Genomic DNA, 14,833 nt, shown 5'->3' with positions numbered 1-14,833 from the left:
ATTCACATAAGCAACTAGAAAATGCGCTAACAAGCCCTTATCCATTTAAAACTAAATCGGATTGTGAAGTTATTCTGCCATTATATCTTGCTTATGGCAGTGACTTTATTGATCAATTACACGGCATGTTTGCTTTTATTTTATATGACGCAGAGCAAAACCGGTATTTAATAGCCCGCGATCATATTGGAATAATTCCACTGTATTACGGCTATGATGAGCACGGACAATTATTCGTCGCATCAGAGCTAAAAGCCTTAGTGCCAGTATGTAAACAAATTAAAGAGTTTCCGCCAGGCCATTTTTTTGATAGCAAAGTTGGCAAATTACAACGCTATTATCAGCGTGACTGGCATGACTATAATGCCGTAAAAGATAACCCAGCAAGCTTAACAGAACTGAGAGCAGCACTAGAAAATAGTGTAAAAAGCCATTTAATGTCAGATGTGCCTTACGGTGTTTTATTATCCGGTGGCTTAGACTCTTCGCTTATTTCTGCGATTGCTCAGCAATATGCTAAACGGCGAATTGAAGATAATGACCAATCTGAAGCTTGGTGGCCACGCTTGCATTCTTTTGCTGTTGGCTTAGCTGGCTCACCCGATTTAGTTGCAGCAAAAACGGTGGCCGATGCCATTGGCACTGTACACCATACGGTTGAGTTTACAGTTCAAGAAGGCTTAGATGCCCTGCGCGATGTTATCTACTACCTAGAAACCTATGATGTCACCACTATTCGCGCTTCTACGCCTATGTATTTAATGGCCAGAAAAATTAAAGCAATGGGCATTAAAATGGTGTTATCGGGTGAAGGCTCTGATGAAATATTTGGTGGTTATTTATATTTTCATAAAGCGCCAAATGCGCAAGAATTTCATAAAGAAACCTTACGTAAAATTGAACGCCTACATATGTTCGACTGCAATCGTGCCAATAAATCTATGTCTGCTTGGGGTATAGAAGCCCGAGTGCCTTTTTTAGATAAAACCTTTATGGATGTTGCCATGCGGCTTAATCCTGAAGCTAAAATGTGCGGTAAGGGTAAAATGGAAAAGCATATTTTACGTCAAGCCTTCGACGGCTTATTACCCGATGAGATTTTATGGCGACAAAAAGAGCAGTTCTCAGATGGCGTTGGCTATAGCTGGATTGACAGCTTAAAAGCTCATGCTGAGGCAGAAGTGTCAGATCAGCAAATGGCCAGTGCTGGTTTTCGTTTTCCAGTAAACACACCAGAAACAAAAGAAGCCTATTATTACCGTGTTATTTTTGAAGATCACTTTGCTCATGCTGGTGCTATTGCCTGCGTACCTGGCGGAAAAACAGTTGCTTGCTCAACACCTGAAGCCTTAGCTTGGGATGACAGCATGGCGACAACCAATGATCCTTCAGGCCGTGCAGTAAAAGGCGTGCATAGCCAAGCGTATTAAATTTATTGTCAAAAAAGCAAAGGCCACTAATTAGTGGCCTTTATTATCGCAGCACAGCGGCGATTTATTTAAGCTAAGAGCTAAGGTAAGTAACCTTAGCTCTTTTAGGGTTATTAACTAATCGCCTTCATTTGCGCTTTTGTTTTTTTGCTAGCAAAGAGTCCTTTAATATCTTCTAAAATCACATAAAGAGCTGGAATAAGTATTAAAGTTATAACCGTAGCAAATAAAATACCAAAGGCTAACGACACAGCCATAGGCACCACCATTTTGGCTTGTAAACTACGCTCAAGCACTATAGGTGTTAAACCTAAAAAGGTTGTCAGTGACGTTAATAATATCGCCCTAAATCGCTGTGAGCCCGCTTGTGAAACGGCTTGCCTAATTGACAATCCTTCTTCTCTAGCGCGGTTAACAAAGTCGACCATAACTAAAGAGTCATTCACCACAACCCCCGCTAAAGCCACTAAGCCAAATATTGAGAAAATACTCATACTTAAGCCTAATACCATATGGCCAATAACAGCACCAACTAAGCCAAAGGGAATAACGCTCATAATAATTAATGGCTGACTATAAGAGCGCAGCGGTATGGCCATTAAAATATAGATACAAAACATCGCAAAAATACCGGCAAGGGTAAGATCACGCATGGCATCTATTTCATCTTGGCTGCTGCCATCTAACTCGCCTGTGACGCCTTGATATTTAGCCGTAATTTCTGGGATCACCGTTTTTTGCATTGCAAAGATAACCTTACTCGGCTCAATGCTGTCTTTATCTGCCGCAGCACTAATAGTCACAGCACGTTCACCATTAACCCGATTAATAGCACTAAAACTAGGTTGCAATGTATAGCTTGCTACAGTATCAAACGGCACTTCCCCACCATCTTGGGTGCGAATACGAATATTATCTAAGCTACCAATAGAGCTACGCTCAGCACGAGGATAACGCACCATGACTTTAACTTCTTCACCATCGCGTTGTACGCGCTGCGCCTCAGCACCATAGAAGCCATAACGAACCTGACGAGCAACGTCTACCAACGAAATACCTAGTAAATGCGCCTCTGGCTTTAAGGCTAAAACAATCTCATCATTACCGCCCAGTAAGTTATCTTCAATATCATAAACGCCCGCATATTCGGCTAAACGCACTTTTAACTCATCGGTGGCTAATTTTAAATTATCTAAATTTGTACCGCGTAGCTGTAGAGAAATATCAGCTCCACCTCCGCCGCCGCCACTTGAGGCGTTAACTTTAAAGCTTTTTAACCCTGGAATTTCTGGCATTTCTTCACGCCAAACCTTCGCAATTTCAAAGCCATCAATTTCTCGGCCTTCACTTTTCTCAAGCTCTACAATTAATTCACCCGAGGTATCGTTATTTAAAAATACCAAACGGTGTTTAACTATCTGATCATCAATATCTGTGCTTAGCTGCTGATTCACGCGCACTAAGGCAGCTTCCGCTTCAGCCATGGCATTAACAGTCGCTTGGTTAGAGGCGCCTTCTTCCATAACTAAACTGGCACTAATAAAGTCGCTTGGAATATTAGGGAAAAACACCCAGCGCACAAAACCACCGCCGAGTACGCCATACATTAAAATTAACATGGCCAGAAACACCGCCATGGTGACATAGCGAAACTCAATACAGCGCTCAACAAAAGGCTGATATTTATTAGCCACAAAGGAATTGAGCTTAGCGGCAACAACGCTACGCATCGACTTGAGGCTGTTACTGCCTGCTCGTCCTAAGCTATAAAACAGCCCTTTACGATTAGGATCCCAAGGTGTCGTATCCATATTAATGATATGCGAAGGCAAAATAAGCTTAGATTCAACTAAAGAGAAAATAAGACAAAGAATAACAACCCAAGCAATTGAACCCCAAATAGGAGCTTGTGCGCCCCCTACCATTAGCATAGGAATAAAAGCGGCGATGGTTGTTAGAACACCAAAGGTTGCCGGCATAGCAACTTTTTTAGCGCCAGCAATAACCGCTTCAGCAGACTTACCCCGTTTTTCTATTTCGCTATAGGCACTTTCACCTATAATAATGGCATCATCAACAACTATCCCCAGCACCAGAATAAAGCCAAATAAACTGATCATATTGATAGAAACATCAAACATCGACATAGGTAACATGGCCATAGCACCTAAAAAGCACACTGGAATGCCAACCATTACCCAAAAGGCAACTCTAAATTCTAAGAAAAAGGTTAATGCTAATAGCACTAAAAAAGCACCAAGCAACATATTGCCGGTCATTAAATCTAGTCGGCCTTGCAAGTAGTAGCTAGCATCGCCCCAATAATCAATTGATACCGAAGAAGGCAGCTCTGTTTTCTTCTTAGCAACATAAGCTTTAATGGTCTCGGCAATTTGCAGTGTATTATCATCGCCTACGGCAGAAACCTGAATAGATACCGAGTTTTTACCATCAAAAGTAGATAAGTCTTCTCTATCGACAAAACCATCATTAATGGTCGCGACATCACTTAACGATAAGCGAGTACCATCGGCAAAAGTAAGTAATACAATATTGGCAAAATCTTGGCTGTTATAAGCTTGACCTTTAGTGCGTAATAAAATATTACCGCTTTCTGATTTAATTGAACCACCTGGTAAGTCAACCGAGCTATTGCGTATTGCAGCTACAACTTGCTCAAAGGTAAGTGAAAATTGCTTTAGCTTAGCCTCAGATAGCTCAATAGCAATTTCATAATTTCTAGCGCCTACCACTTCAACTTTACTTATTCCCGGTTGCTTTTTTAGTTCATCACGAACATCTTTAGCTAATTCTTTTAAGCTACGCTCATCCGCATCACCATATAAAGAAAGCCACATTACGCCACTTTGAAAACGCACCCGGTATACTACTGGCTTTTCGGTTTGCTCAGGTAAAGATGAAATTGCCGAGACTTGGGTCTTTATTTCATCCATAACTTCTTGGATGTCATAATTATTAGCTATTTCAGCCCTAACAGTAGCAAGGCCTTCTACCGCCGTAGAGCGCACACGTTTAATGCCGTTAACGCCACGTAAGCTTTCTTCAATTTTTTCAATAACGCCGCTTTCTACTTCTTGCGGGGCTGCCCCTAAATAAGGGATCCGAATGTTAACTTGCTCTAAGGCTATTTCAGGAAAGATTTGTTTTTTAATGGTAAATAAAGAGGCGGTACCTGCAACTAAGATAATCGCCATTAATAAGTTCGCAGCAACGCTATTACGAGCAAACCAAGCAATAATTCCTTTATTAGTATCCATAGTTTAATCCTTAGCTGGCAGGTTAGCGGTTTCATCAGCAGAGTCTGCTGTTAGCGCAGCAGGTTTTGCATCACTGCTTAAACGAACTACCGTACCGGCTAATGGATTTGCGATTGCCGATAGTGCCAATAAATCATCAGAGGCAAAGCCTTGACGAATATAAGCAAAACGCTCATCAGTTCGCTCTACCTGCACTTGGCGAAATTGAAGCTGCTGTTGGTTATCTACCACTAAAACTTGTTGGCCTGCTAATAATAAATGTCTTGGAATTACTATAATATCTGATGTTGTTTCGCCTAAGATGCTCGCCTGCACAAAACGGCCAAAGCGTAATACTTCGGCTTGAGCATCGAGTTTACGATGGTAAGGGTCAACCACTTGGGCAACGGCATAAATAACCCGACTCCGCTCGTCTAACACGCCTTCGGTACGAACAATTTCACCCTGCCACTTATGCAGCTTGCCTGCTATTGTTGCCGTTAATTCAACTTTAGGCTGTTTAGCACTGTCTGCCAGAGTGGGCAATTGAATAAAAGCTAAATCATTATCGGTTATTGGCAACCTAACTTCTGCGATATCAGTGCCATAAATAATACCTAGTACACTACCGCGGCTAATAAACTGACCTAAGTTCACGCTACGGCTTTTCACTAAACCGGCATAGGGTGCTCTTATTTCTGTTCTAGCTAGATCGCGTTTAGCGCGCTCTAATTCGGCTTCTGCAGACTGCACTGTTGCTAAGGCACTAGCGAGTTGCGGCCGACGTAAACCTAACTCAGGTGCATTGCCCTCAGTAAATGAACGCCATTCTTTTTCAGCAACCCGACCTCGTGCTTTTTCTTCTTCTAAAGCCGCTTGCGCATTTGCCAAGCTTGCTTGGGCAGCCTTAACATTAGTGTGATAATCCGCTTGCTCAACCCTAACTAATAAATCACCTTTATTAAAAAAGCCGCCTTCAATAAATTGCTCTGCCACTTCAACAATGCGGCCATTAACTTCAGAGCTTAAGTTAGTTGCAAATTTAGGTTTTACCGTCCCTTGAGACTGCACTTTATAAACTAAATCTTCAGTAAGAATAGGTTTAGTTTCTACCAGAATGCCTAAGCGTTTTTCTTCTTTTTTTTCTGCAGGCTCTTTCATGCCAGATAAAGCACTTGCACCAATAAAGGCGACGACAACAATGACTGTCGGTATAAGAATAAGTTTTAATTTAGAGGCCATAACATTTCCATTATTACTTTTATCATTAAATAATAAGGTATCTTGGCTTTATTGTAACTAAGCGAATGTTACGTATTGTATCAAGCTGTAGCACTTACACATATTCTGGCTTTGCTTTAATTATTCGCTTGGAATTCAAAAACAATAAAAAAAGGCTGTAAATACGTGTAACATCAATACATAGCAATAAAAACTCTAAGCATGTTTAAAGGGCAGAAACTTAGTTTATGCAGTCGTGGTTATAACATTTTGTTACAGTTAAACAATGACCAATCTATTAAGGCGGGTATAGAAGAAAAGCTACATTAAAATAAACAAGGCTTAGAACATGTAGAGCCGATTAGCTTGCTACGCTATGCTGAATTTAGCTACTGCTAGGGTAAATATAATAGCGCTATATTCACCCTAACAGTATCGACATAAATGACTATGTGCTAGTTAGCATTTTTGTAAAATTAAACAGCCTACAGAGTATCCTGCTCCAAACGAACATAAAATACCATGATCACCTGAGTTTAATTCCTGTTTATATTTATGAAAAGCAATAATTGATCCCGCAGAAGCTGTATTGGCATAGGTATCTAACACTAACGGGGCTTCATCTTGCTCAGGATCACGGCCTAATATTTTTTTGACTGCAAAAATATTCATATTAATATTCGCTTGGTGTAACCATAAGCGTTTTAAGTCTGCTGCGGTTAACTGCTGTTGCGCCATTTCGTCTTGAATAATACCAGCTACTAAAGGTAATAACTCTTTAAAGACTTTACGGCCTTGTTGTTTAAAAAAAGGCGCTAAAGGATCTTTGTCGTTAAAACAATGCTCGGTATAACCTACTTCGCAGCGAATATTATTTGAAAACTGCGTTCTTAACCGCATGCCTTTAATACGAAATGCGTTGTCGCTGCTACAGCTTTCTTCTGCTTCTATAATAGTCGCAGTACACACATCACCAAAAATAAAGTGGCTATCACGACTGCGGTAGTTCACTTGCGGTGAGGCAAATTCAGGGTTAACAACCAATACAACTTTTGCCGTGCCTCCTCGTATGGCATTAACTGCATTGCTAATAGCAAAAGTAGCAGATGAACAGGCTACATTCATATCAAAAGCATAACCTGAGGCGCCAAGAAGCTGCTGCAGCTCTATTGATAACGCAGGATAAGCGCGTTGCATATTCGATGCTGCACAGATAATTAAATCAATCTCTTCTGCTGTTTTATTCGCTTGCAGCATAGCTTGCTCTGCTGCGGCTAAGGCCATTTGTACCATTTCTGGCGCAACATCTTCGCTTGGCCGATTAAAAATAGGATGCATCACATTAGGATCTAGAATGCCATCTTTATATAAAACATGTCTTGCTTTAATGCCAGAAGCTTTTTCAATAAATTCACTGCTAGAATAGGCTAAGGCTTCAACCGTGCCTTGTGCTATTTCATTGGCATGTTGAGCATTAAACTGATCAACGTATTGATTAAAACTTGCTACCAATTCTTGGTTTGTAATAACACTGGTTGGTGTAAATAAGCCTGAACCACTTATAACTACATTTTTCATCGTCAGAAACCTTACCCAAAATTAAGTGTCAATCTGATATGACAGAAGATACTACAGAGTTTTATATTATAACCCAGTTTAGCGTGTAGTTTTTAAGGATTTAATTAACAGCTAAAGTATTCAGCGGTTATTTATACCTCGCAGTGTACAGTACCTGTCTCACTAGTCCATAATATGCCTTATTTACCGTATTGTGCTTACCTGTTTAATTTAACCATAGGATATATGTTCAACTAATGTTAAAGCCTCTCATTACCTATACTATTTACGGCTTTTTGCTATTTAGTAGCAGCTTGGTTCTAGCACAAGAAACCAGTATTAAATTGCTTGGGGTAAAAGGCGCGGTTAAAGAAAATATTGAGCTTTATATCGCATCAGTATCACTAGCCCAAAACCCAAGCTCAATCCGCTTTCGCTCGCAACTAGAGCAAGAAATTAGCACTGCTTTACAGGCATTAGGTTATTATCAAAGCAAAATTAGTTTCAGTGTTGAAGGCGAGAAAAAACAAAAATTACTTATTGCTATTGAGCCTGGAGAACAAGTAACAATAGCCGTAGCTGATATCCAAATAACAGGTGATGGCCAAAATGATCCTGATTTTATCACCATAATTAACCAGCAAGCACCTAAAGTAGGCGAGTCCCTGCACCACGGCCGCTATGATGGCCTAAAATCAGCCTTTAATAGCTTAGCTCTGCGCAAGGGCTATTTTGATGCCAGCTTTAGCTTAAATAAGCTTGAAGTTTCACCCTCATTAAATGAAGCTTATATTCGCTTACACTATAATTCAGGTCCTCGTTATTTATTTGGTGAAGTTAAGTTTGATGATATTAAAATTGATCTTAAACGCTTACAGTCCTTGGTCCCCTTTACACCTAATACTCCCTATCAAGCTAGTTTGTTAGGCAAGTTTAACCAAGACTTATCTGCTACTGGTTGGTTTTCAACTATCTTAGTTGAAGCTGATGCTGACGCTGAGGATATAAAAGATCATATTGTTCCGCTGCATGTGAACTTAGATTTGCAAAAGCGCAATATAGTTGAAACCGGTATAGGTTATTCAGATGATATAGGCCCGCGCTTTCAGCTTAACTGGCACAAGCCTTGGCTCAATAGTGCTGGCCACAGCCTGACGAGTAAGCTGCAGCTTTCTAAGGTAGAGCAAACCATAGAAGCAGGTTATAAAATCCCGCTGGAATCTGTAAGTACCGACTTCTATCAAATTCAATTTGGTTTAAAAAACAAAGATAATAAAGATACCCAAAGCCGTGAATCAAATTTGGTTTTCGAGCGTCACTGGCTATTAAAAAGCGATTGGTATCGTACCGCCTCATTACGCTGGCTTACAGAAGATTATGTGCAAGCGGATGACTCTGGTAACTCAAATTTAATTATGCCGGGTTTAAGCTATAGTAGAAGCCGCAGTAACCAAGGCAAATCTAGAATGCCAACGTCAGCTGATCGGTTTTTAATTAGTATGGAGTTTTCTGATCCTATCTGGTTATCTGATCTTCGCTTTATACGTCTGCGCAGCCGAATTGGCTGGATAAAAACATTATCGAGTAAACACCGTGTTGTCGCACGGGCCGATGCTGGTGCGGTATTATTTGAACAAGTAGAAAACCTATCCCCTTCGTTACGCTTTTTTGCTGGCGGGGTCGATAACCTTAGAGGCTACTCATACGAATCTGTCTCACCCTATGATGAAGACGGTAAGCTTATCGGTGGCCGTTATATGGCAACCGCTTCTGCTGAATATCAATACAATGTGAAGCAGAATTGGTGGTTAGCGACCTTCTTTGATTACGGCAGCGCTTGGAATAGCTCTCCTGATTGGAAAAAAGGCGTTGGCCTTGGCCTACGCTGGGCTTCACCGGTTGGCCCGGTGCGTATCGATTTTGCTTTTGGTTTAGACAAACTCCAAGGCAACGGTTTCCAACTTCACTTGTCATTAGGACCTGAAATATGAATTGGCGCCGTGGTATAAAATGGCTAAATTTTACTTTAGTTATCCCATTATTAGTGCTCACTGCATTAACCTATATCCTGCTATTTAGCCAAGCGGGGTTAAGCTTTAGCTTATGGGCAGCGCAAAAGTTTGTTCCTGAACTAACTATCGAACAAAGTAAGGGGCAATTGCTGGGCCAGTTGCAATTAACGAATATCCAGTGGCAACAAAACCAGAGCATACAGATAAAGCTTGAACAGTTAGATATCGATCTAAATATCCACTGTTTACTCAGCGCTAAAGTCTGTGTTAAGCAACTTCACCTAGCTGGCGTGCAAGCTAAGATAACAAGCCCTGACACTGCATCCGATAAAACGGCTAGCAGCCCAGAAATTTTCTTACCATTTCCTGTATCAGTACAAAATATCGCTATTACTAATGCCGATATTGTTTTAGACGGTAACCAAATAACTTGGCAAAACTTTAGCGCAAAACTCGATGCTTGGGGCAATAAGATCCAACTTGATAATGTGCTATGGCAAAATGTCGACTTAACCCCCGCAACAGAGCAAGTTGCTGCAACTGTAAACCAAAACGATTCAGCGGTTTTGTCTTATCAAGCGTTACAACTTAACGATATCAACTTACCTGTTGCTATATATGTTAGTGAGTTTACTTTAGCTAATTTTACGCTACACACGGAAACGACTCAGCATATTCCTTTGTTGCAACTGGCTATTCAAGCACACAAACAAAAAGTAAATATCACACGGCTTCATTTACAGCATAAATTATTAACCCTTGATGCTAACCTAAATATCACCCTTGCCAAGCAATACCCTCTGTTTGCTCAGCTAGATATACTGTTGCATGAAGCTCCTTTAGCGAAGCAGAAGTTGCACTTAGTGCTAGATGGCAGCCTTGATGATTTAGCCATTAAGCTAGTGGCGACTGATAATATTCAAGCCGAATTAGAAGCAAAATTAGCACTGTTAACAGATGATCTCCCGTTAGAGGTTAGCTTAACCGCTAAACAGCCTAATAGCCTGGCACTAGACGACAACACTAGCCTTACACTTAATGCTGGCACATTAAACTTAGTCGGCTCTTTACAGCAACTACAGGTTAAGGCGAAAACTGATTACAAATTAACCGCTATGCCCAAAGGAAGTATTAACCTTTTAGCATCTGTAACACCGCTAAATGCCAAAATTGATAGTCTCGTTATTACCGCTTTAGGGGGCACAGCGAGCTTGTCTGCAAGCATCGATTGGCAGCAAGCTATTAGCTGGCAAAGCAAGATGCGCTTTAACGATCTGAACCCAGGATTATTACTGAACGACTATCCAGGTGCTCTGAATGGTCAACTAAGCCATCAAGGACAATTTAATTCTGATGGTAGCTGGTTAGTGACTGTTCCTAAGTTAAATATTACAGGCCAAATTAAACAACTGCCTTTTACTATACAAGGAGATTTACAAGCTAAAGCAGCCTCGACAGCTAAGCCTAACCAAGCCAAAAGCTTAGATCCTCTTAATAACATTAGCTTTAATGCCAAAAACTTAAGCGTAATTCATGGTGGTAATAGTGTACAGCTAACAGGTAGCCTTGCTAAGAAATGGCAACTTAATGCAAAAGTTAATATTCCTGATCTTAATAACTCATTAGCCAACTCAGCAGGTGTAATAAAAGGTGATATTGCTGTTTCTGGTGCTCGACTCTCGCCAACTATTAGCACAACACTGAATGCCTCTAAGCTGAGTTATCAGCAATTTGCTTTAGATAGCTTACAACTTGATGGCCAATTAAACGTCACTGATGAACTTAATGCCAATATCAACTTAGAAGCCAAACAAGGCAGTTACCAGCATTATGATTTAGAACAATTAACTATCAAGGCTCAGGGCAATGAGCAACAACATAAAATAGATTTAGCGCTACAAAGCAATGTGGGCCAAGCAAAAATTGCTGTTAGCGGTAATTTACAACGAGAAAAAGATTGGCAAGGTATTTTAGAACAAGCCAGTCTTAGTACGGTTCAAGGGGCATGGATATTACAAAAAGCCACGTCTTTAAATTATGCTTTTGCAAAACAACAACTGACGATAAGTCAACATTGTTGGCAACAAACAGATACTAGCTTGTGTTTAGAGCAACAAGCTAAAGTTAGTGCTAAACAAGGGGCCATTTTAATAAGTTTAAATGAATTTTTATTAGCATCACTAAGCCCTCTTCTACCCAGCACACTGGAAACAAAAGGCAAAGTTAATGCTAACATTAGCGCTAATTGGCTCAATAATGCCGCACCTACTATTTCGCTTAGTGTTCAGGGCCAAAGTGGCCAAATTAAGTTTAATGAAGCAAAAGCACTGACCTTGCCCTGGCAAGACTTTAGTTTGCAACTACACAGCACAGAGCAACTTACTGCCGATCTTAAAATAAACTTTAATGACAAAACGACTATAGTAGGCCAAGCATTAATTACCGATTTAATGCAACAAGATCCTAAGCTGAACGCACAACTTAATATAAATGCATTTTCGTTAGACTTTTTGCAGCCCCTAGTAGATAGCAACAGCCAAGTCAGTGCAGAGATTAATAGTCAATTACAACTAGACGGCCTGTTATCACAACCTGAATTAAGCGGTATTTTACGGGTTGATAATATTAATATCATTGGTAAAAAAGCGCCTACAGAAATTAAGAACGGTGATATCAGCTTAAACTTTTTAGGTGACGCTGCCACTATCACAGGAAGCCTTGAAACGCCCGATGGAAAAATCGCTTTAACCGGTAATGCTGACTGGAATGATATTGCAGATTGGCATGCATCATTAAAGCTAGCCGGTGACGCCCTTAGCTTGCAAGTACCTAATATTAGTTTAAAAGTAAAACCCGACCTTAAGGTTGATATTACACCACAGTTAACACTGATTACAGGCACAGTGGAAGTACCAAGCGCTAATATTAGTATTGATGATTTGCCACAAAGTGCCGTAGGTATTTCAAGTGACACCATATTACTTGATGAGCAAGGCTTACCAATGCAGCAAGCAAACGCTACCCCTATTCCAATACATACTGATATCAAGGTCATATTAAATAAAAGCATTAAATTGCAAGCATTTGGCTTAGTTACTCAGCTAAGTGGAGAGCTCTCAGTTAAACAGCAAGATAAAGGCCCGCAGCTTTATGGTGAAGTCGATTTAGTTGATGGCACATTTCGCTCATATGGCCAAGACTTATTAATCCGCCGGGGTAAATTAAAATTTAATGGACCTGCTGATCAACCTTATTTAGATATTGAAGCTATTCGGAACCCGTTAAGTACAGAGGACAATGTTATTGCTGGGATCAAGGTGACTGGACCTGCAGATGAGCCTATTGTCAGTTTATTTTCTGAACCCAGTAAGCCTCAAGCAAATACCTTGGCTTATTTAACCACAGGTCGTGATATCGGTAGTGATTCCGGCAATACGTCTGATGCGATTACAACAAGTTTAATTGGCATGAGTATCGCCTCTAGCAGTAAGTTAGTAGGCAATATAGGGGCTGCATTTGGCATTAATGATTTAAGCCTAGATACCGCAGGAGCTGGAGATAATTCACAGGTCACCGTCAGTGGCCATTTATCTCGTGATTTAGAGCTAAAGTATGGCTATGGCATCTTCAATGCTATCGGTGAGTTCACTGTACGCTATCGTATTATGCGCAGACTTTACTTAGAGTCGGTTTCAGGTTTAGACAATACTGTCGATTTACTCTATAAATTTGAGTTTGATTAATCACAGAGCACTATAGTTTTAGGCTATAAATAGCTTATAGCCTGTGACTAAGTTGTTTTTTGTAAGATTAAATGCTGATATCGCCCTAATGATGCATAAGGCTCTTGTCTATTGTATTGCAGCTCTAATGCCAACAACTGCTCGAAATGGCTTTGTTGCTGCGATAAATTGCGCAAGTAATCATGAAAACAGCGCACTCCGGTTTTTGCAATTAAATTTAAGCCGGCTTGTTTACACCAAGATAACACCTCTTCTGGTTGTAACGGATGCTGTGGGCTTAATGGCACTTTTTTCTTCACTTGCATATCGGCTACAACATAATCAAAGTTACCATAGATAATATTACTTAACCGCTTGGCATCTTTGTTATAAAACATCAGCGATAAAATACCACCAGGGCTTAAAAGCTGACTTAACTGAGCAATCGCTGCCTGAGGTTCAGATAACCATTCGAGCATAGCGTGACACAAAACCAGTTTATAACCTGACTGCTCCTTTTGCACTAAGTGTGCTAACGATACCTGCTCAAACTGAACATTGCTAATCTGTAAACTTTGGGCATGTTGTTTAGCAATAGCCAACATTTCACTGGAAATATCAGTTAATAAAACCGAATGGCCCAAAGCCGCGAGTTGCAAAGCAATTTGGCCTTGTCCTGCACCAACATCGAGAATATGGCAAGGCTGTTGTAATAACTCTAATTGCTGAAGATCGCGCATTAAAACATGCTGGCGGATCTTACCTTTAGTCGTGTCATAAATATTACGGCCAAATTTAGCCGCAATATTATCAAAATTACGATCCTGCTTGTTATTCGTCTGAGTCATTAAGCTGGGTTATCTATATCAATAAAGTCAACCTCAACGGCAAAATGTTTTGCCACATACTCACCTAGCGCTTTAATACCATAACGCTCAGTTGCATGATGCCCTGCAGCAATAAAGTGTATGCCTAGTTCGCGTGACACATGAATAGTTTGCTCTGACACTTCACCGGTAATAAATAATTGCGCCCCTGCGGCAGCCGCTTGTTCAATATAGCCTTGTCCGCCACCAGTACACCAAGCAACCTTAGTTACTTTAGCGTCCGAACCTTCATGCAACAATACTGAGCGATCTAGCAGCTGCTCTAGCTTTTGCTGTATCTGTATAGCCGAATGCTCAGTCTCGAATTCACCTTGCATCACAATGCCCGTAGGCTTTAAGCCGCTAACTGGCCTGATATTATTCAGCGTTAATAGTTGGCCTAACTGCGCATTATTACCTAAGCTAGCATGGACATCTAAAGGCAGATGATACGCCAGTAAATTAATGTCATGTTGTAGTAAGCTTTGTAAACGACGCTTTTTCATCCCGGTTACCACTGCAGGTTCACCCTTCCAAAAGTAGCCATGGTGAACCAAAATAGCGTCAACTTTGGCTTTTATAGCTGCATCTATTAACGCTTGGCTTGCTGTTACACCAGTGACTATTCGCTGTATCTGTTCTTTACCTTCAACTTGTAGGCCATTAGGACAATAATCGTTTATAGTTTCTGTTTGTAATTCTGACTGTAAAAAGTTAACTAATTGATTTCGATCAAGCATATCGGTATTTCTTCTCAACAATTCAATA

General features: G+C 40.6%; 8 protein-coding genes. 3 read left to right on the top strand and 5 right to left on the bottom strand.

What is annotated here, in order from left to right:
* On the top strand, positions 1-1,430 hold a 1,430-nt coding region (gene asnB / locus ACRCA4_RS05450), incomplete at its 5' end, for an asparagine synthase B (RefSeq protein WP_433185274.1).
* A gap of 113 nt (positions 1,431-1,543) precedes the next feature.
* Here the strand turns inward: asnB and ACRCA4_RS05445 are convergent.
* The 3 genes from ACRCA4_RS05445 to ACRCA4_RS05435 all read right to left on the bottom strand — a co-directional run bounded on the left by ACRCA4_RS05445 (position 1,544) and on the right by ACRCA4_RS05435 (position 7,486).
* Positions 1,544-4,708, bottom strand: coding sequence for an efflux RND transporter permease subunit (locus ACRCA4_RS05445; RefSeq protein WP_433185271.1), 3,165 nt, complete (start codon positions 4,706-4,708; stop codon positions 1,544-1,546).
* 3 nt (positions 4,709-4,711) lie between these two features.
* Positions 4,712-5,929: an efflux RND transporter periplasmic adaptor subunit gene (locus ACRCA4_RS05440; protein WP_433185269.1), complete on the bottom strand. Its 1,218-nt coding sequence runs from the start codon at positions 5,927-5,929 to the stop codon at positions 4,712-4,714.
* Positions 5,930-6,367: 438 nt separating this feature from the next.
* A complete protein-coding gene (locus ACRCA4_RS05435) occupies positions 6,368-7,486 on the bottom strand; it encodes a beta-ketoacyl-ACP synthase III (RefSeq protein ID WP_433185267.1) in 1,119 nt (372 codons plus the stop codon).
* 236 nt (positions 7,487-7,722) lie between these two features.
* On the opposite strand from ACRCA4_RS05435, the gene tamA reads away from it, so the two are divergent.
* Together tamA and tamB are read left to right on the top strand one after the other, a co-directional pair.
* Complete coding sequence (tamA, locus tag ACRCA4_RS05430; RefSeq protein ID WP_433185264.1) at positions 7,723-9,456, top strand: autotransporter assembly complex protein TamA; 1,734 nt, start codon at positions 7,723-7,725, stop codon at positions 9,454-9,456.
* Complete coding sequence (gene tamB, locus ACRCA4_RS05425) at positions 9,453-13,220, top strand: autotransporter assembly complex protein TamB (protein WP_433185261.1); 3,768 nt, start codon at positions 9,453-9,455, stop codon at positions 13,218-13,220. The genes tamA and tamB overlap by 4 nt, the downstream gene beginning before the upstream one ends.
* A gap of 47 nt (positions 13,221-13,267) precedes the next feature.
* Here the strand turns inward: tamB and ACRCA4_RS05420 are convergent, their stop codons facing one another.
* Together ACRCA4_RS05420 and ACRCA4_RS05415 are read right to left on the bottom strand one after the other, a co-directional pair.
* A complete protein-coding gene (locus ACRCA4_RS05420; protein WP_433185259.1) occupies positions 13,268-14,047 on the bottom strand; it encodes a methyltransferase domain-containing protein in 780 nt (259 codons plus the stop codon).
* Complete coding sequence (locus ACRCA4_RS05415; protein WP_433185256.1) at positions 14,047-14,805, bottom strand: Nif3-like dinuclear metal center hexameric protein; 759 nt, start codon at positions 14,803-14,805, stop codon at positions 14,047-14,049. The genes ACRCA4_RS05420 and ACRCA4_RS05415 overlap by 1 nt, the downstream gene beginning before the upstream one ends.
* Positions 14,806-14,833: the final 28 nt, after the last annotated feature.

This window comes from Rheinheimera sp. WS51, from assembly GCF_050936095.1.
Lineage (GTDB): Bacteria > Pseudomonadota > Gammaproteobacteria > Enterobacterales > Alteromonadaceae > Alishewanella.
The sequence above is the reverse complement of the archived record's forward strand: the minus strand, read 5'-3'. Positions and strand labels throughout refer to the sequence as shown.

Coding starts and splice junctions, on each gene's coding strand:
- ACRCA4_RS05445 (WP_433185271.1), bottom strand. CDS start 4,708: ATGGATACTAATAAAGGAATTATTGCTTGGTTTGCTCGTAATAGCGTT.
- ACRCA4_RS05440 (WP_433185269.1), bottom strand. CDS start 5,929: ATGGCCTCTAAATTAAAACTTATTCTTATACCGACAGTCATTGTTGTC.
- ACRCA4_RS05435 (WP_433185267.1), bottom strand. CDS start 7,486: ATGAAAAATGTAGTTATAAGTGGTTCAGGCTTATTTACACCAACCAGT.
- tamA (WP_433185264.1), top strand. CDS start 7,723: ATGTTAAAGCCTCTCATTACCTATACTATTTACGGCTTTTTGCTATTT.
- tamB (WP_433185261.1), top strand. CDS start 9,453: ATGAATTGGCGCCGTGGTATAAAATGGCTAAATTTTACTTTAGTTATC.
- ACRCA4_RS05420 (WP_433185259.1), bottom strand. CDS start 14,047: ATGACTCAGACGAATAACAAGCAGGATCGTAATTTTGATAATATTGCG.
- ACRCA4_RS05415 (WP_433185256.1), bottom strand. CDS start 14,805: ATGCTTGATCGAAATCAATTAGTTAACTTTTTACAGTCAGAATTACAA.